We start from the raw sequence: 20396 nt of genomic DNA, 5'->3' as shown, positions 1-20396 counted from the left end.
CCTCAAAACTAGATAATGCAGAAGAAGTTGTAAAACTAATAACACCGTTTTTGGTTAAGTCCTCGATCGATTAGTATCAGTCAGCTCCACACGTCACCGCGCTTCCACCTCTGACCTATCAACCTGATCATCTTTCAGGGATCTTACTAGCTTGCGCTATGGGAAATCTCATCTTGAGGGGGGCTTCATGCTTAGATGCTTTCAGCACTTATCCCTTCCGCACATAGCTACCCAGCTATGCCTTTGGCAAGACAACTGGTACACCAGCGGTGCGTCCATCCCGGTCCTCTCGTACTAAGGACAGCTCCTCTCAAATTTCCTGCGCCCACGACGGATAGGGACCGAACTGTCTCACGACGTTCTGAACCCAGCTCGCGTACCGCTTTAATGGGCGAACAGCCCAACCCTTGGGACCGACTACAGCCCCAGGATGCGATGAGCCGACATCGAGGTGCCAAACCTCCCCGTCGATGTGGACTCTTGGGGGAGATAAGCCTGTTATCCCCGGGGTAGCTTTTATCCGTTGAGCGATGGCCCTTCCATGCGGAACCACCGGATCACTAAGCCCGACTTTCGTCCCTGCTCGACTTGTAGGTCTCGCAGTCAAGCTCCCTTGTGCCTTTACACTCTACGAATGATTTCCAACCATTCTGAGGGAACCTTTGGGCGCCTCCGTTACTCTTTAGGAGGCGACCGCCCCAGTCAAACTGCCCACCTGACACTGTCTCCTACCCCGATCAGGGGTATGGGTTAGAATTTCAATACAGCCAGGGTAGTATCCCACCAATGCCTCCACCGAAGCTAGCGCTCCGGCTTCTACGGCTCCTACCTATCCTGTACAAGCTGTACCAAAATTCAATATCAGGCTACAGTAAAGCTCCACGGGGTCTTTCCGTCCTGTCGCGGGTAACCTGCATCTTCACAGGTACTATAATTTCACCGAGTCTCTCGTTGAGACAGTGCCCAGATCGTTACGCCTTTCGTGCGGGTCGGAACTTACCCGACAAGGAATTTCGCTACCTTAGGACCGTTATAGTTACGGCCGCCGTTTACTGGGGCTTCGGTTCAAAGCTTCGCCTTGCGGCTAACCTCTCCCCTTAACCTTCCAGCACCGGGCAGGCGTCAGCCCCTATACTTCGCCTTGCGGCTTTGCAGAGACCTGTGTTTTTGCTAAACAGTCGCCTGGGCCTATTCACTGCGGCTCTTCAAGGCTATTCACCCTAAAGAGCACCCCTTCTCCCGAAGTTACGGGGTCATTTTGCCGAGTTCCTTAACGAGAGTTCTCTCGCTCACCTTAGGATTCTCTCCTCGCCTACCTGTGTCGGTTTGCGGTACGGGCACCTTTTATCTCGCTAGAGGCTTTTCTAGGCAGTGTGAAATCAGGAACTTCGGTACTATATTTCCCTCGCTATCACAGCTTAGCCTTCACGGTAACGGGATTTTCCTCGCTACCAGCCTAACTGCTTAGACGCGCATATCCAACAGCGCGCTTACCCTATCCTTCTGCGTCCCCCCATTGCTCAAACGATAAAGAGGTGGTACAGGAATATCAACCTGTTGTCCATCGCCTACGCCTTTCGGCCTCGGCTTAGGTCCCGACTAACCCTGAGCGGACGAGCCTTCCTCAGGAAACCTTAGGCATTCGGTGGATGGGATTCTCACCCATCTTTCGCTACTCATACCGGCATTCTCACTTCTAAGCGCTCCACCAGTCCTTACGGTCTAGCTTCAACGCCCTTAGAACGCTCTCCTACCACTGACATCTAAGATGTCAATCCACAGCTTCGGTGATACGTTTAGCCCCGGTACATTTTCGGCGCAGAGTCACTCGACCAGTGAGCTATTACGCACTCTTTAAATGGTGGCTGCTTCTGAGCCAACATCCTGGTTGTCTAAGCAACTCCACATCCTTTTCCACTTAACGTATACTTTGGGACCTTAGCTGGTGGTCTGGGCTGTTTCCCTTTTGACTACGGATCTTATCACTCGCAGTCTGACTCCCACGGATAAGTCTTTGGCATTCGGAGTTTGTCTGAATTCGGTAACCCGATGAGGGCCCCTAGTCCAAACAGTGCTCTACCTCCAAGACTCTTACAACGTGAGGCTAGCCCTAAAGCTATTTCGGAGAGAACCAGCTATCTCCAAGTTCGATTGGAATTTCTCCGCTACCCACACCTCATCCCCGCACTTTTCAACGTGCGTGGGTTCGGGCCTCCAGTAGGTGTTACCCTACCTTCACCCTGGACATGGGTAGATCACCTGGTTTCGGGTCTACAACCACATACTCATTCGCCCTATTCAGACTCGCTTTCGCTGCGGCTCCGTCTTATCAACTTAACCTTGCATGTAATCGTAACTCGCCGGTTCATTCTACAAAAGGCACGCCATCACCCATTAACGGGCTTTGACTACTTGTAGGCACACGGTTTCAGGATCTATTTCACTCCCCTTCCGGGGTGCTTTTCACCTTTCCCTCACGGTACTGGTTCACTATCGGTCACTAGGTAGTATTTAGCCTTGGGAGATGGTCCTCCCTGCTTCCGACCGGATTTCTCGTGTCCGGCCGTACTCAGGATCCACTCAGGAGGGAACGAAGTTTCAACTACAGGGTTTTTACCTTCTTTGACGGGCCTTTCCAGACCTCTTCATTTACCCCGTTCCTTTGTAACTCCATATTGAGTGTCCTACAACCCCAAGAGGCAAGCCTCTTGGTTTGGGCTATTTCCCGTTTCGCTCGCCGCTACTCAGGGAATCGCATTTGCTTTCTCTTCCTCCGGGTACTTAGATGTTTCAGTTCCCCGGGTCTGCCTTCAATACCCTATGTATTCAGGTAAAGATACTACTCCATTACGAGCAGTGGGTTTCCCCATTCGGAAATCTCCGGATCAAAGCTTACTTACAGCTCCCCGAAGCATATCGGTGTTAGTACCGTCCTTCATCGGCTCCTAGTGCCAAGGCATCCACCGTGCGCCCTTTCTAACTTAACCTAAAGGTTAATCTCTTATTATATAAGAGAGAAAAAAACTAATGTGGTGTTTCTCGGTCTTACATTCTTCTTCTTACGATTATCTAGTTTTCAAGGAACAAAAAAGCTTTAAGAGATTGCTCTCTCAAAACTAAACAAACAAACCATCAACATCACATCACTATAAGTGTTGTGTTCCGATTGTCTTTACGACAATATCCTTAGAAAGGAGGTGATCCAGCCGCACCTTCCGATACGGCTACCTTGTTACGACTTCACCCCAATCATCTGTCCCACCTTAGGCGGCTGGCTCCTTACGGTTACCCCACCGACTTCGGGTGTTACAAACTCTCGTGGTGTGACGGGCGGTGTGTACAAGGCCCGGGAACGTATTCACCGCGGCATGCTGATCCGCGATTACTAGCGATTCCAGCTTCATGTAGGCGAGTTGCAGCCTACAATCCGAACTGAGAGTGGTTTTATGGGATTGGCTCGACCTCGCGGGTTTTGCAACCCTTTGTACCACCCATTGTAGCACGTGTGTAGCCCAGGTCATAAGGGGCATGATGATTTGACGTCATCCCCACCTTCCTCCGGTTTGTCACCGGCAGTCACCTTAGAGTGCCCAACTGAATGCTGGCAACTAAGATCAAGGGTTGCGCTCGTTGCGGGACTTAACCCAACATCTCACGACACGAGCTGACGACAACCATGCACCACCTGTCACTCTGTCCCCCGAAGGGGAACGTCCTATCTCTAGGAGTGTCAGAGGATGTCAAGACCTGGTAAGGTTCTTCGCGTTGCTTCGAATTAAACCACATGCTCCACCGCTTGTGCGGGCCCCCGTCAATTCCTTTGAGTTTCAGCCTTGCGGCCGTACTCCCCAGGCGGAGTGCTTAATGCGTTAGCTGCAGCACTAAAGGGCGGAAACCCTCTAACACTTAGCACTCATCGTTTACGGCGTGGACTACCAGGGTATCTAATCCTGTTTGCTCCCCACGCTTTCGCGCCTCAGCGTCAGTTACAGACCAAAGAGCCGCCTTCGCCACTGGTGTTCCTCCACATCTCTACGCATTTCACCGCTACACGTGGAATTCCGCTCTTCTCTTCTGCACTCAAGTTCCCCAGTTTCCAATGACCCTCCCCGGTTGAGCCGGGGGCTTTCACATCAGACTTAAGGAACCGCCTGCGCGCGCTTTACGCCCAATAATTCCGGACAACGCTTGCCACCTACGTATTACCGCGGCTGCTGGCACGTAGTTAGCCGTGGCTTTCTGGTTAGGTACCGTCAAGGTACCGGCAGTTACTCCGATACTTGTTCTTCCCTAACAACAGAGCTTTACGACCCGAAGGCCTTCATCGCTCACGCGGCGTTGCTCCATCAGACTTTCGTCCATTGTGGAAGATTCCCTACTGCTGCCTCCCGTAGGAGTCTGGGCCGTGTCTCAGTCCCAGTGTGGCCGATCACCCTCTCAGGTCGGCTACGCATCGTCGCCTTGGTGAGCCGTTACCTCACCAACTAGCTAATGCGCCGCGGGCCCATCTGTAAGTGACAGCCGAAACCGTCTTTCAGCTTTTCCTCATGAGAGGAAAAGGATTATCCGGTATTAGCACCGGTTTCCCGGTGTTATCCCAGTCTTACAGGCAGGTTGCCCACGTGTTACTCACCCGTCCGCCGCTGATATCAGGGAGCAAGCTCCCATCAATCCGCTCGACTTGCATGTATTAGGCACGCCGCCAGCGTTCGTCCTGAGCCAGGATCAAACTCTCCAAGAAAGTTGATTGACTCATAAAAGTTACGTTGGCTAGTGTCATGACCGAAGTCATTCACACTATTAAAAAATAATATTGTTGACGTTTGTTTGTTTAGTTTTCAAAGAACAATTTGTTTGTCGTTGTTCAGAAGCGAACTTTATAATCATAACATTTTTATGATTAGTTGTCAACTTCTACGAAGTAATTATTTAGATGACGTTTTGAAAACGTGATTTAAAAGAGCGTCTTCTATAATAACACTGTCAGTGTTATTATATCAATCTCTAATTTTATCAATTTTCAAGTACCATCATAATAAGAGATAAAAAAAGAAACAGGATTTACTGTTTCTTTCGCCCGGCAACGTCCTACTCTCACAGGGGGAGATCCCCCAACTACCATCGGCGCTGAGAAGCTTAACTTCCGTGTTCGGTATGGGAACGGGTGTGACCTTCTCGCTATCGCCACCAGACTATTTAATTGGGAATTTTCATTCCCTCAAAACTAGATAATGCAGAAGAAGTTGTAAAACTAATAACACCGTTTTTGGTTAAGTCCTCGATCGATTAGTATCAGTCAGCTCCACACGTCACCGCGCTTCCACCTCTGACCTATCAACCTGATCATCTTTCAGGGATCTTACTAGCTTGCGCTATGGGAAATCTCATCTTGAGGGGGGCTTCATGCTTAGATGCTTTCAGCACTTATCCCTTCCGCACATAGCTACCCAGCTATGCCTTTGGCAAGACAACTGGTACACCAGCGGTGCGTCCATCCCGGTCCTCTCGTACTAAGGACAGCTCCTCTCAAATTTCCTGCGCCCACGACGGATAGGGACCGAACTGTCTCACGACGTTCTGAACCCAGCTCGCGTACCGCTTTAATGGGCGAACAGCCCAACCCTTGGGACCGACTACAGCCCCAGGATGCGATGAGCCGACATCGAGGTGCCAAACCTCCCCGTCGATGTGGACTCTTGGGGGAGATAAGCCTGTTATCCCCGGGGTAGCTTTTATCCGTTGAGCGATGGCCCTTCCATGCGGAACCACCGGATCACTAAGCCCGACTTTCGTCCCTGCTCGACTTGTAGGTCTCGCAGTCAAGCTCCCTTGTGCCTTTACACTCTACGAATGATTTCCAACCATTCTGAGGGAACCTTTGGGCGCCTCCGTTACTCTTTAGGAGGCGACCGCCCCAGTCAAACTGCCCACCTGACACTGTCTCCTACCCCGATCAGGGGTATGGGTTAGAATTTCAATACAGCCAGGGTAGTATCCCACCAATGCCTCCACCGAAGCTAGCGCTCCGGCTTCTACGGCTCCTACCTATCCTGTACAAGCTGTACCAAAATTCAATATCAGGCTACAGTAAAGCTCCACGGGGTCTTTCCGTCCTGTCGCGGGTAACCTGCATCTTCACAGGTACTATAATTTCACCGAGTCTCTCGTTGAGACAGTGCCCAGATCGTTACGCCTTTCGTGCGGGTCGGAACTTACCCGACAAGGAATTTCGCTACCTTAGGACCGTTATAGTTACGGCCGCCGTTTACTGGGGCTTCGGTTCAAAGCTTCGCCTTGCGGCTAACCTCTCCCCTTAACCTTCCAGCACCGGGCAGGCGTCAGCCCCTATACTTCGCCTTGCGGCTTTGCAGAGACCTGTGTTTTTGCTAAACAGTCGCCTGGGCCTATTCACTGCGGCTCTTCAAGGCTATTCACCCTAAAGAGCACCCCTTCTCCCGAAGTTACGGGGTCATTTTGCCGAGTTCCTTAACGAGAGTTCTCTCGCTCACCTTAGGATTCTCTCCTCGCCTACCTGTGTCGGTTTGCGGTACGGGCACCTTTTATCTCGCTAGAGGCTTTTCTAGGCAGTGTGAAATCAGGAACTTCGGTACTATATTTCCCTCGCTATCACAGCTTAGCCTTCACGGTAACGGGATTTTCCTCGCTACCAGCCTAACTGCTTAGACGCGCATATCCAACAGCGCGCTTACCCTATCCTTCTGCGTCCCCCCATTGCTCAAACGATAAAGAGGTGGTACAGGAATATCAACCTGTTGTCCATCGCCTACGCCTTTCGGCCTCGGCTTAGGTCCCGACTAACCCTGAGCGGACGAGCCTTCCTCAGGAAACCTTAGGCATTCGGTGGATGGGATTCTCACCCATCTTTCGCTACTCATACCGGCATTCTCACTTCTAAGCGCTCCACCAGTCCTTACGGTCTAGCTTCAACGCCCTTAGAACGCTCTCCTACCACTGACATCTAAGATGTCAATCCACAGCTTCGGTGATACGTTTAGCCCCGGTACATTTTCGGCGCAGAGTCACTCGACCAGTGAGCTATTACGCACTCTTTAAATGGTGGCTGCTTCTGAGCCAACATCCTGGTTGTCTAAGCAACTCCACATCCTTTTCCACTTAACGTATACTTTGGGACCTTAGCTGGTGGTCTGGGCTGTTTCCCTTTTGACTACGGATCTTATCACTCGCAGTCTGACTCCCACGGATAAGTCTTTGGCATTCGGAGTTTGTCTGAATTCGGTAACCCGATGAGGGCCCCTAGTCCAAACAGTGCTCTACCTCCAAGACTCTTACAACGTGAGGCTAGCCCTAAAGCTATTTCGGAGAGAACCAGCTATCTCCAAGTTCGATTGGAATTTCTCCGCTACCCACACCTCATCCCCGCACTTTTCAACGTGCGTGGGTTCGGGCCTCCAGTAGGTGTTACCCTACCTTCACCCTGGACATGGGTAGATCACCTGGTTTCGGGTCTACAACCACATACTCATTCGCCCTATTCAGACTCGCTTTCGCTGCGGCTCCGTCTTATCAACTTAACCTTGCATGTAATCGTAACTCGCCGGTTCATTCTACAAAAGGCACGCCATCACCCATTAACGGGCTTTGACTACTTGTAGGCACACGGTTTCAGGATCTATTTCACTCCCCTTCCGGGGTGCTTTTCACCTTTCCCTCACGGTACTGGTTCACTATCGGTCACTAGGTAGTATTTAGCCTTGGGAGATGGTCCTCCCTGCTTCCGACCGGATTTCTCGTGTCCGGCCGTACTCAGGATCCACTCAGGAGGGAACGAAGTTTCAACTACAGGGTTTTTACCTTCTTTGACGGGCCTTTCCAGACCTCTTCATTTACCCCGTTCCTTTGTAACTCCATATTGAGTGTCCTACAACCCCAAGAGGCAAGCCTCTTGGTTTGGGCTATTTCCCGTTTCGCTCGCCGCTACTCAGGGAATCGCATTTGCTTTCTCTTCCTCCGGGTACTTAGATGTTTCAGTTCCCCGGGTCTGCCTTCAATACCCTATGTATTCAGGTAAAGATACTACTCCATTACGAGCAGTGGGTTTCCCCATTCGGAAATCTCCGGATCAAAGCTTACTTACAGCTCCCCGAAGCATATCGGTGTTAGTACCGTCCTTCATCGGCTCCTAGTGCCAAGGCATCCACCGTGCGCCCTTTCTAACTTAACCTAAAGGTTAATCTCTTATTATATAAGAGAGAAAAAAACTAATGTGGTGTTTCTCGGTCTTACATTCTTCTTCTTACGATTATCTAGTTTTCAAGGAACAAAAAAACTTTAAGAGATTGCTCTCTCAAAACTAAACAAACAAACCATCAACATCACATCACTATAAGTGTTGTGTTCCGATTGTCTTTACGACAATATCCTTAGAAAGGAGGTGATCCAGCCGCACCTTCCGATACGGCTACCTTGTTACGACTTCACCCCAATCATCTGTCCCACCTTAGGCGGCTGGCTCCTTACGGTTACCCCACCGACTTCGGGTGTTACAAACTCTCGTGGTGTGACGGGCGGTGTGTACAAGGCCCGGGAACGTATTCACCGCGGCATGCTGATCCGCGATTACTAGCGATTCCAGCTTCATGTAGGCGAGTTGCAGCCTACAATCCGAACTGAGAGTGGTTTTATGGGATTGGCTCGACCTCGCGGTTTTGCAACCCTTTGTACCACCCATTGTAGCACGTGTGTAGCCCAGGTCATAAGGGGCATGATGATTTGACGTCATCCCCACCTTCCTCCGGTTTGTCACCGGCAGTCACCTTAGAGTGCCCAACTGAATGCTGGCAACTAAGATCAAGGGTTGCGCTCGTTGCGGGACTTAACCCAACATCTCACGACACGAGCTGACGACAACCATGCACCACCTGTCACTCTGTCCCCCGAAGGGGAACGTCCTATCTCTAGGAGTGTCAGAGGATGTCAAGACCTGGTAAGGTTCTTCGCGTTGCTTCGAATTAAACCACATGCTCCACCGCTTGTGCGGGCCCCCGTCAATTCCTTTGAGTTTCAGCCTTGCGGCCGTACTCCCCAGGCGGAGTGCTTAATGCGTTAGCTGCAGCACTAAAGGGCGGAAACCCTCTAACACTTAGCACTCATCGTTTACGGCGTGGACTACCAGGGTATCTAATCCTGTTTGCTCCCCACGCTTTCGCGCCTCAGCGTCAGTTACAGACCAAAGAGCCGCCTTCGCCACTGGTGTTCCTCCACATCTCTACGCATTTCACCGCTACACGTGGAATTCCGCTCTTCTCTTCTGCACTCAAGTTCCCCAGTTTCCAATGACCCTCCCCGGTTGAGCCGGGGGCTTTCACATCAGACTTAAGGAACCGCCTGCGCGCGCTTTACGCCCAATAATTCCGGACAACGCTTGCCACCTACGTATTACCGCGGCTGCTGGCACGTAGTTAGCCGTGGCTTTCTGGTTAGGTACCGTCAAGGTACCGGCAGTTACTCCGATACTTGTTCTTCCCTAACAACAGAGCTTTACGACCCGAAGGCCTTCATCGCTCACGCGGCGTTGCTCCATCAGACTTTCGTCCATTGTGGAAGATTCCCTACTGCTGCCTCCCGTAGGAGTCTGGGCCGTGTCTCAGTCCCAGTGTGGCCGATCACCCTCTCAGGTCGGCTACGCATCGTCGCCTTGGTGAGCCGTTACCTCACCAACTAGCTAATGCGCCGCGGGCCCATCTGTAAGTGACAGCCGAAACCGTCTTTCAGCTTTTCCTCATGAGAGGAAAAGGATTATCCGGTATTAGCACCGGTTTCCCGGTGTTATCCCAGTCTTACAGGCAGGTTGCCCACGTGTTACTCACCCGTCCGCCGCTGATATCAGGGAGCAAGCTCCCATCAATCCGCTCGACTTGCATGTATTAGGCACGCCGCCAGCGTTCGTCCTGAGCCAGGATCAAACTCTCCAAGAAAGTTGATTGACTCATAAAAGTTACGTTGGCTAGTGTCATGACCGAAGTCATTCACACTATTAAAAAATAATATTGTTGACGTTTGTTTGTTTAGTTTTCAAAGAACAATTTGCATTGTCGCCAGAAGCGAACTTTCTTATAATACATCGTTTAACACTGTATGTCAACAACTTTTTTATTTCGAATGTGTTGTTAACTATTTCAGCGACACCGTTTGTCTATAGTATCATCTCTGTAAAATTAAATCAACACATTCTTATATTAATTTCATAAAAAAATCCCTCTATGGCTAAATACACATTATAAAATACTCATTAGATATAAAATAAAGAAGCCGAACTCATACATCGCTTGAGTTCGGCTTCTTCCTATTATTTAGTAATAGAGATGATATTTTCTTCTTTTAAAGCAACAGATCCTTGCTTTTTAAGAACAACAGCTTCATTAGAAGCAAGATTTGTGAAGACAATCGGAGTTATAATTGACGGTGCATTTTGTTTTATAAAATCCAAATCAACTTTCAACAACGGTTGTCCCTTTACAACGCGATCATTCTCAGATACCAACGTTTCAAAACCTTGCCCTTTAAGATTAACAGTATCAATACCAACATGAATGAGAATCTCTCTGCCGGAATCAGATAGTATTCCGAGGGCATGTTTGGTAGGGAACAGATTCACAATTTTCCCATCAACAGGCGATACAATCATTCCTTCCGTAGGAACAATCGCAAAACCATCACCCATCATTTTTCCAGAGAATACCGCATCAGGCACTTCAGTGATTGGTTTTATTTCACCTTTAATCGGAGAAATAAATGTATCATCACTTGAGAGAGCACTTTGATTTTGCTTGTCTCCTTTTGGAGCAGATGACGGAACAGCTTTAGGCTTTTTTCCACTCATTATATCCTTCATTTGACCTTTTATTGTTTCAGAACGAGGTCCAAAAATAGCTTGAATGTTGTTACCTACTTCAAGAACACCTGCAGCACCTAACTTTTTCAAACGATCTTTATCAACATTTTTCACATCTTTAACTGAAACACGAAGACGTGTAATACACGCATCTAAGTGAGCAATATTTTCTTGACCACCCATTGCTTCAAGAATATTGTACGGAAGCTCGCTTACTTTACCAGAAGAAGTTACTTCTCCTTCATCTTCCTCAACTATCTCACGACCCGGAGTTTTCAAATTGAACTTGCGAATCGCAAAGCGGAAACCAAAATAGTAAACAACCGCGAACACAAGACCTACAGGAATAACCAACCATGCATGTGTTTGTGGATTGATTAGGCCAAATAAGATGTAGTCAATTAATCCACCAGAGAAAGTCATACCAATTTTAACATTCAATAGGTGCATGGTCATGAATGATAGACCAGCAAAGATTGCGTGAATTCCAAAAAGGGCTGGAGCAACGAATAGGAATGAGAATTCAATTGGTTCTGTAATACCAGTTAAGAAAGAAGTAAGGGCTGCTGATGCCATTAAACCACCAACAAATACTTTTCTTTCAGGACGCGCTTCTTGATAAATCGCTAAAGCAGCTGCAGGTAATCCAAACATCATGAATGGAAATTTACCAGTCATAAACGTACCAGCTGTTAAATGTTGAACATTATCTCTAATTTGAGCCATAAAAATAGCTTGGTCACCATGAACTGGAGCTCCGCCATTTTTTGGAATATATTCCCCGAATTCATACCAGAACGGCGAATAGAAAATGTGGTGTAATCCAAATGGAATTAAAGAACGTTCAACTACTCCGAAAATAAATGCTGAAAGTGTTAAGTTTGCATGGACCATATTTTGTGAGAAAGAGTTTAATCCTGATTGAATTGGCGGCCAAATCACAAGCATTAGTAAGCCTAATAATACTGCTGTTCCTGCTGTGATAATTGGAACGAAACGTTTTCCTGCAAAGAAACCAAGGTAAGAAGGTAACTCAATTTCATAAAACCGGTTATATAACGCGGCGGCAATGATACCGACGATAATACCCCCGAAAACACCTGTAGCTAAGGTCGGAATTCCGAGTATCACTACATGACCTACGATTTTATCACCAGCCGTAACACCAAGAGCTGTACCCATCGTAACGTTCATAATGAGGTATCCTATAATAGCTGCAAGGCCAGCAACGCCTTCTCCACCAGCTAATCCTACTGCTACCCCAACAGCAAATAATAATGCTAGATTTCCAAAAACAACATCTCCAGCACTTTGCATGATTGAAGCAACCATCGCAACACCAGAGTTATCCAGGAATGGCGCGATATCGATTAATACAGGGTTTTTAAGTGCCGCACCTAGAGCAAGTAGGATACCTGCTGCTGGCAAAAGAGCTACTGGTAGCATTAAGGCTTTACCAACCTTTTGCAAGGTACCAAAAGTATTTTTGAACATGTAATTACCTCCAATATAGTTTGATAACTCATTAAACGCTTACAACACAAGCAACAAAAAAAGGCATGAATAAAGGAGTGTAAGTTGAAAGAAAAGCTTAAGGATAGATTACCCAAAAACTTTCATTTCAATTAACCTTCTTTACTCATGCCTGATCGAATCAGTAACACGTAAAAAAATGATAATGACAATTTTATTTAATTTTCTTTTGGAGCCGTTGAAGATGCATCGTTAGATAAACTGCTTCCGCATCAAAAACTGGCATAAACAATGCTTGTTGCATAATCTTAATGAGTTTCCATGATAAATTATAGCACACAGGATACTCTTCTTTCAAGAGGGAAGAAATTTTTTCTGGTTCTTCAACACGCTCTCCGTTTTTAACACGTTCGATCGTGTAGCGGAGATGCCGAACAAGCCTTGTATAATCAATGGTATCTTTATCGATTTTTATTTTTAATTGCTCTTCAATCATGTTAATTAATCTTGTTACTAATTGAGAGTCATGGTTTACTTCCGAAAGATCTCTATTCATGACGGAGCTGTGGATATGCAGGGCAATAAAACCCATTTCTCCTTCAGGCAAACGGACACCCGTTTTATTTGCAATCAGATTAACCACTTCTTGGGCAATTCCATATTCAAAAGGGTACAACGTTTTCGTTTCAACTAGAAAAGGGTTTCTGATCTCCATTCCGCTAGAAATCCGATTAAAGGTAAACATAAGATGATCCGTTAACGCGACATGTATATGTTCATTTAGCGGTGCGCTTGCTTTATCCTTAATTAAATCAATGGAGGAAATTATCACTTCATGCATTTCGTTATCGACAAAAGGTAGAAGTTTTATATAATCCTCCCGCTCTTTTTCATTTTGTAAAACAAAAAGTTTCTCTACAGAGTTGGTATCAATCGGCTCACCAGTTTTGCGATTAAAGCCAACACCTTTACCAATGACAACCACTTCACCATGGGAAGAATGCTTCGCAATAAGAACGTTATTATTTAGAATTTTTTCTACTTCTACCCTCATTGGCTTTCCTCACTTCGACAACATTCGACTTGTATTAACATATTATCGGAGGGAGATTTGGAAGTCAATAAAAAAAGAAAGCGAATACAGTAGCGATTAAATATATTTTTACAAATATAAAATAGGGACCATGATTAGCTCATGGTCCCTGAGTTTGTATTATTTTAAGAAGATAAAGTATAGAACAAAGATTGCAAAGAACACATACATGATTGGATGTACTTCTTTTCTTCTTCCACTCACGATCATTGTGATTGGATAGAAGATAAATCCAATCGCAATACCTGTTGCAATACTATATGAAAGCGGCATAGCAATCATCGTTAAGAAAGCCGGAACCGCAATTTCAAAGCGAGACCATTCAATGTTCGAAAGCGATGATACCATCAGTACTCCGACGATAACTAAAGCTGCTGAAGTTACTGGAGCCGTAATAACTGATAATAATGGGAAGAAAAATAATGATAAGATAAACATTACGGCTGTTACAAGTGATGCAAATCCAGTTCTTGCTCCTGCTGCAACCCCTGCTGATGATTCAATGTAAGATGTTGTTGTAGATGTACCAAAGATTGAACCCACAAGAGAAGCGATGGAATCTGCAAATAAGGCTCTTCCGGCATTTGGAAGCTTATTGTCCTTCATCAATCCAGCTTGATTAGCAACCGCTACTAACGTGCCAGCATTATCGAAGAAGTCAACGAATAAAAACGTAAGGATAACGACTAACATACTTGATGTATAAAATGAACTATCTCCAAATGAGCTAAAAACAGCTCCAAATGTTGGTTTAATACTAGGAATCGTATCTACTACTTTATCAGGAACCTTAATTAAGTTGAAAATCATGCCGACAATAGCTGTAATGATCATACCGTAGAACACGCCGCCACTAATCTTCTTTGTCATAAAGATAACTGTAATAACAATCCCAAAAATAGCTAGTAATGTATTTCCGTTTGTTAAATCACCTAAGCCAACAAGAGTTGCATCGTTATTTACGATGATTCCTGCGTTTTTAAGACCGATAAATGTAATGAACAATCCAATCCCTGCACCAACCGCATGCTTTAATTCGATTGGAATCGCATTGATAATTTTTTCACGAAGACCTGATAGTGTTAAAAGTAAGAAGAAAACACTGGATATAAGAACTGCTCCAAGTGCATGTTGCCAAGGGACTCCTCCACCAAGAACTACTGTATATGCGAAAAATGCATTTAATCCCATCCCAGGTGCGAGAGCAATTGGAAATTTCCCTAAAAGACCCATGATGATAGAACCTACTGCTGCAGCAAGTGCTGTTGCTACAAAGACTGCTCCATGATCCATTCTTAATGCATCTGGTAAATCAGGAACATCCGCTAGTGTTAATGTTAATGGATTAACAACCAAAATATAGGCCATTGCTAAAAATGTTGTGAGTCCACCTAAAATTTCACGACGATAAGTTGTACCAAGCTCTTCAAACTGAAAAAACTTTTTCATTGTCTTCCTCCTCATGTTCCTTTTAAAATAAAAAATGCTCCGAGTGCGTCCGGGAGCATAGACATGAGGTAGCTAAAAAATAGGGGGAAATAACAATAATAATACCAAAATACAAATCCCCATTTTTAAACTTTACCTCGTAGTCAAGCTATTTACGGCAGCTCGGTAGAAACTCTTGGGCCATATCCCCAATATTATACGACGTATTACATTATATTATTTAGCACTTTTTAATATTACTATATCACCATAATGCCGTCAATAAAAAAAGCGAACATTTTTCATGTTCGCTTTTTTAACGTTCGTATTTTACTCCCATTCAATGGTTGCAGGTGGTTTGCTCGTAATATCATAAACGACTCGATTTACATGGGCAACTTCATTAACAATTCTGGTAGAAATCGTTTCAAGTACTTCCCATGGAATACGAGCCCAATCGGATGTCATCCCATCAATCGAAGTGACAGCGCGGATTCCAATCGTATAGTCATAGGTTCTGGCATCTCCCATTACACCTACACTACGAATATCTGGTAGGACAGTAAAGTACTGCCAAATATCACGTTCTAATCCGAAATTCTTAACTTCTTCGCGTAAAATGGCGTCCGATTCACGAACAATCTCCAATTTATCTTCGGAAATTGCACCAAGAACACGAATTCCTAATCCTGGACCTGGGAATGGCTGTCTCCACACAATCTCATCCGGGATACCAAGCTCTGTTCCAAGTGCACGAACCTCATCTTTGAAAAGTGTATTAAGAGGCTCGATTAAGGTAAATTGCATATCTTCAGGTAGTCCGCCCACATTGTGATGGGACTTAATTGTTTGTGCTGTAGCAGTACCACTTTCGATAATGTCTGTATATAACGTTCCTTGCGCTAAGAAATCGATCCCTTTAAGCTTTGTTGCTTCATCATCAAATACATAGATAAACTCATTGCCGATGATTTTCCGCTTTTGTTCTGGATCAGAAACGCCTTCTAATTTTGACATAAAGCGATCTCTTGCATCTACTTTAATAACATTCATGTGGAAACCTTCAGCAAAGGTCTTCATTACGCTGTCAGCTTCGCCTTTACGTAATAAACCGTGATCCACGAAAATACAAGTTAATTGATCGCCGATCGCTTTGTGAATCAGAACGGCCACAACCGAAGAATCCACGCCACCACTTAATGCGCAAAGAACTTGCTTATCGCCAACCAATTCACGGATTTTGGCCATTTCTACATCAATGAAATTTCCCATTGACCAATTATCACTACATCCACAAACACCAAAAACAAAATTCTTAAGCAATTCATTGCCATAAATAGAATGACGAACTTCAGGGTGGAACTGAACAGCGTATAAATTCCGCTCTTCATCACTCATGGAAGTTATTGGGCAACCTGGACTAGTTGCATCAACCGTGAAACCAGCTGGTGCTTCAGTTACTAAATCACCGTGGCTCATCCACACAACTTGCTCTGCTGGTAAATCCGTAAACAGTCGAGTTTGATTCTCCACCTTAATTTCCGCTTTTCCATATTCCCGTTGATTTGCTTGTTCCACTTTTCCATCAAAATGGACAGTCATTAATTGCATGCCATAACAAATCCCAAGGATTGGCAACCCTAATTCAAAAATCTTTTCATCACAGCGAAATGAGTTTTCATCATAAACACTGTTTGGTCCTCCAGAAAAAATAATGCCCTTTGGGTTCAATTGCATAATTTCTTCAGCTGTAATCGTGTGTGGGTGTAATTCACTATACACACCAAATTCCCGAATACGACGGGTAATTAGCTGATTGTACTGGCTTCCGAAATCGAGTACGATGATTTTTTCTTGATTTTGAAACTCCGTTTTTCCTGTCACTCTTAGACACCTCTTTAAATAAAATGGTCTTGCTCCTAGATTTCCCTAAAAAAAAACTAGAATTCTCCCCTTTTTTTCAGAAAAGCAGAATTCTAGTATAGGTGCAATATACTGATCAATCTGCCTTCATAGTCAAATCATTTACGGTGATTTGGTAGAAACGTTCGAACCATATCTTCGAGTATATATGAAGGTTGCTATTTTAGTTCCTAGATTATTTTATCAATACAATAATTTTCAGGTCAAGCAATTGTCCTTTTAATTAATTTTTCCCACGATTCCCTTAACTCCTTCCAACTGCCTTTCGGGAGTTTTCCACTATACATATAGTGCTCATAACACGAGGTTAGCTTACCCATCTCATTCGATGAAAAATAGCGATCAACGTATTGAGCATAGTCACGTAATGTTTGATTTTCCTTCCGGATCAAGCCTTGCCGCTCAAGCTGCTTTAACAGAGCTACATAGGCTTCGGGGAAATGCTCATCAGAATCGCTCCTTCGCTTATATCTCCAAATATAAATACGAGGTAGCCAACTAGCCCGATTTTTATAGATTACTAAAATCCCCACTACAAGGAAAGTACAGTCAAGCATAATCCATTTAGCTCTTTTTGCAATATAGTCCTTTAACCCTGTCCAAAAGTCTTCTACCCAAACGCCAACATTTCTTTCAGTTGTACTCTTTTCCTTTTTAACAGGTTTCGATACTTTCTCTTTTTCCTTTACTGGTTCTGTGACATTTGCATTCTGATTTGCCTGATCATTATTAAAATTAAATTGGGTATTATTTGAAACACCCTTGGTTGGCTCAAACGGTACCCAGCCGACATTAGGAAAATATACCTCTACCCATGAATGAGCATTGTCATTGGTAATCTCAAAGATCTTTTTACTGTCCTCTCCTAGCCCTTGATATTCCCCCTCGGTATAACCCTTTACCCACCGTGAAGGAATTCCTAGTGTCCTTAACATGACAACCATTGAGGTAGAAAAATTATCACAATACCCCCGTTTTGACTCAAATAAAAACTGATCAACATAATCGTCATCAATCCCAGGTTCCAATACATCGACTTTGTCATAGGAGTATTCAGACTGATTAAAGTAATTTTCTAAAGCTCGAGCTTTATCAAACCACGTCTCTTTTCCAGCTGTAATTTCTTTGGCAAGATCGCCAACCCTTGTTGGTAATGATCCAGGAAGTTGAGTATAACGATTCATAATATCCGGGCTCATTTCCACAGCTCCCATTAATGCTTTGACACTAAATACAGGTATATCATATGACAGAGTATACTGTTTAAGCGATACTTTATTGCTTCCCCCGATTAAATTGATTTTTTCCGTGACTGGGTTCATTTCAAATGAAACGCTTGAATTTGCGATAATCCCCTTAACTCCCAAGGGGTAAACAATGTATGAAAGAGGCTCGGCATTGATGATTGTTGCCGATTCCTCACTAACTTCTACTTCTTTTGAAAAAGACTGCAAAGGGACGATATCAGTTTGAGTGAAAGGTAGCACCGCACTATTACTATCTGTTGTAGAGGCCACCCAACCCTTTCCTGTATACACATCCTTTGTTTCCACCTTCCAATAGTGACGTGAATCCACTTCCGCTTGAAACACAACTTGATGATCACCAATAAATGGTCCGCCAAGCTTCGAATCATCGGATCTGTAACCAATGTGCTTAATTCCAGCACTTTTCTGAGAATACGATTTAAGGAATGGAACCGGATCTGGCCAAATTGGATTTGGCTTTGGTACAGCAAACCCGATGGCAACACTCAATGCAATCAACACAAGTAGTGGAATCATCCATTTTCGGGTGACCGGCCCCTCCTTTTTACCCCCTTCTTTTTCTAACAGACGGTAAAAAGTCAGCATCCCCATCATCACAAAACCCAAAAGAACTGTTCTTACAATCGCCCAATCTGCGCGATAGGGAGTAAAAGTGTCTAGAACTGTAACATAGATGATCGTCATCAAGAAAAAAATAATGATATTTCTTTTTATGAATAGCCAATATCTAATCAAATAGCACATGATCCACAGTAAAATAAAAAAGAGTAGGCTGCGAAAGATATTTGTTAGGTCTTGCCAATCAGCCTTTGAGACCAAATGAATATTTTCAAAAAGGTCTGTGATGAAGGGAATAAGCCATGAAAACGTGAAAAGTGGGTCGTCAAAGTATAAATAATGAAGAGCTACCAATATATACACACTTTTAATAAAAAACCTTAACCATATGCGGATTTTTAAAAATGATAAAAACAAAGTGATGGCGACAAAGCTGATGAAAAGACCGATATTTCCCGTATCAGTCAGCTTTTCTAGCGGTCTTATCCACTCCCACAGAAACAGGAATCCAAGAACATAGAACAGGAACGTTACAAAATCTTTCTTTCCAGTATAGGAAGTCATCCTCTTCCCACCTCCAGCAATGCATTGGAAAAATGGTGCTCATGAATCATCACCACTTTAACCCCTCTTGCTGCAGCCATTGCTGTCAAAATTCGTTCATGGTTGTTAGCAGCTTCATTTTCTCCTTTTAGAAAAAAAATGAGACAAGAGCTTTCCCGCTGAGCATGCAAGCTTACATTTTCAATGAGTGATTTTGACAATTGAGCGGTTATGAGGATAATCGAGCCATTTCCATGAATGGGAAACCGCTCCGATTCAACCACTCGATCAAGTGGAACTGGACTGTCATCTTTCATTATGGCAAGCAAATAAAATAGCTGTTGCAAATGAGCTTCGCCGCCACGAATAGGGATTTCCACCCGTTCCTTTGTAAAAGCAAACATTCCTACTTGTACACCTTTACGTAAAATAGACCTAATCAATGAGGCCGTGAAAGAAATGATTATTTCAAAGTGCTGATCAGGAGCACAATCAATGATAATAACTACATCATGGGACTGCCGTTGTTCAAATTCCTTTACCATCATCTCATTTTTCTTTGCACTGACCTTCCAGTTAATCCAAGAGAAGCGGTCACCATGCTGATAGTTCCGCACTCCGGTTGCCATCGTTGTGTCCCTTTGAAATTGTTCCTTCGTCACAGCCAAGCCGTGGTCAAAATCAGTTCGAATTGGGCGATAAATCAATTCTTCATATTTAGGATAGACGATGATTTTATCGTTAACAGAAAGAATGACTTCTTTTTCAATTAAACCAAACAAGTCCCCGGTTTTGACACGAATGGACTTAAATAGGTGTTCACCGCGTGTTAGCTCATATAATGAATAGGAAAAGGATAATTGCTTTATAAAGATAGGGAATAAGATCACTTTCTGCTTTTCCCCTGAATTGGGCTGGGTGAGTGAACTAGGCAGACAATCTTCGACTATCAGAAAAAATAACGGAAAGGAGTGTTTACGAGAAAGAGTGACCTTTATTTCTAAAGTTTCACCGAAAGTAAATTCTTTTTTAGAAAAAATCCTGCTGGCAAGAATATCTCCTTGGGGGTAGCATGCAATAGCCATCGCATAAATGGCAAAGGGTAAAAAACTGAACAATAAAAACCAGCTGACAAAGCCACCTTGAAACATGGCGTAAGAGAATGTAATGATAATCAGTAGGATCAAGAGCAATAGTTTCCAAATCTTTTTAACTTGTATCCACATCTTTTTCATTT

The 20396-nt window shown here is 44.6% G+C and carries 6 protein-coding genes, 5 rRNA genes and 2 riboswitches; all 11 genes read right to left on the bottom strand.

Annotated elements, in window-relative coordinates:
- Positions 1 to 50: 50 nt before the first annotated feature.
- Positions 51 to 2987: ribosomal RNA gene (locus tag B1NLA3E_RS01830) — 23S ribosomal RNA — on the bottom strand.
- Positions 2988 to 3190: 203 nt separating this feature from the next.
- Positions 3191 to 4741: ribosomal RNA gene (locus tag B1NLA3E_RS01825) — 16S ribosomal RNA — on the bottom strand.
- A 334-nt stretch (positions 4742 to 5075) separates the two neighbouring features.
- Positions 5076 to 5192, bottom strand: a 5S ribosomal RNA gene (rrf, locus tag B1NLA3E_RS01820).
- A 74-nt stretch (positions 5193 to 5266) separates the two neighbouring features.
- Positions 5267 to 8203 (bottom strand): 23S ribosomal RNA (locus tag B1NLA3E_RS01815).
- A 203-nt stretch (positions 8204 to 8406) separates the two neighbouring features.
- Positions 8407 to 9956 (bottom strand): 16S ribosomal RNA (locus tag B1NLA3E_RS01810).
- Together the 16S, 23S and 5S rRNA genes form the textbook arrangement of a ribosomal RNA operon.
- 371 nt (positions 9957 to 10327) lie before the next feature.
- Positions 10328 to 12367: a glucose-specific PTS transporter subunit IIBC gene (gene ptsG, locus B1NLA3E_RS01805; RefSeq protein WP_015592155.1), complete on the bottom strand. Its 2040-nt coding sequence runs from the start codon at positions 12365 to 12367 to the stop codon at positions 10328 to 10330.
- Positions 12368 to 12560: 193 nt separating this feature from the next.
- A complete protein-coding gene (glcT, locus tag B1NLA3E_RS01800; protein ID WP_015592154.1) occupies positions 12561 to 13400 on the bottom strand; it encodes a glucose PTS transporter transcription antiterminator GlcT in 840 nt (279 codons plus the stop codon).
- 159 nt (positions 13401 to 13559) lie between these two features.
- Positions 13560 to 14888, bottom strand: coding sequence for an NCS2 family permease (locus B1NLA3E_RS01795; RefSeq protein ID WP_015592153.1), 1329 nt, complete (start codon positions 14886 to 14888; stop codon positions 13560 to 13562).
- A 120-nt stretch (positions 14889 to 15008) separates the two neighbouring features.
- Positions 15009 to 15110, bottom strand: a riboswitch (purine riboswitch).
- 87 nt (positions 15111 to 15197) lie between these two features.
- Positions 15198 to 16751: a glutamine-hydrolyzing GMP synthase gene (gene guaA, locus B1NLA3E_RS01790; protein ID WP_015592152.1), complete on the bottom strand. Its 1554-nt coding sequence runs from the start codon at positions 16749 to 16751 to the stop codon at positions 15198 to 15200.
- Between the two features lie 109 nt (positions 16752 to 16860).
- A riboswitch (purine riboswitch) is annotated at positions 16861 to 16962 on the bottom strand.
- A gap of 31 nt (positions 16963 to 16993) precedes the next feature.
- The gene (locus tag B1NLA3E_RS01785) at positions 16994 to 19180 is read right to left on the bottom strand and encodes a transglutaminase TgpA family protein (RefSeq protein ID WP_015592151.1); all 2187 of its coding nucleotides are present in this window, start codon (positions 19178 to 19180) and stop codon (positions 16994 to 16996) included.
- Complete coding sequence (locus B1NLA3E_RS01780; RefSeq protein ID WP_015592150.1) at positions 19177 to 20394, bottom strand: DUF58 domain-containing protein; 1218 nt, start codon at positions 20392 to 20394, stop codon at positions 19177 to 19179. The genes B1NLA3E_RS01785 and B1NLA3E_RS01780 overlap by 4 nt, the downstream gene beginning before the upstream one ends.
- Positions 20395 to 20396 lie beyond the last annotated feature (2 nt).

It is taken from the genome of Bacillus sp. 1NLA3E (assembly GCF_000242895.2).
Lineage (GTDB): Bacteria > Bacillota > Bacilli > Bacillales > Cytobacillaceae > Bacillus_BU.
The sequence above is the reverse complement of the archived record's forward strand: the minus strand, read 5'-3'. Positions and strand labels throughout refer to the sequence as shown.

Coding starts and splice junctions, on each gene's coding strand:
- ptsG (WP_015592155.1), bottom strand. CDS start 12,367: ATGTTCAAAAATACTTTTGGTACCTTGCAAAAGGTTGGTAAAGCCTTA.
- glcT (WP_015592154.1), bottom strand. CDS start 13,400: ATGAGGGTAGAAGTAGAAAAAATTCTAAATAATAACGTTCTTATTGCG.
- B1NLA3E_RS01795 (WP_015592153.1), bottom strand. CDS start 14,888: ATGAAAAAGTTTTTTCAGTTTGAAGAGCTTGGTACAACTTATCGTCGT.
- B1NLA3E_RS01785 (WP_015592151.1), bottom strand. CDS start 19,180: ATGACTTCCTATACTGGAAAGAAAGATTTTGTAACGTTCCTGTTCTAT.
- B1NLA3E_RS01780 (WP_015592150.1), bottom strand. CDS start 20,394: ATGAAAAAGATGTGGATACAAGTTAAAAAGATTTGGAAACTATTGCTC.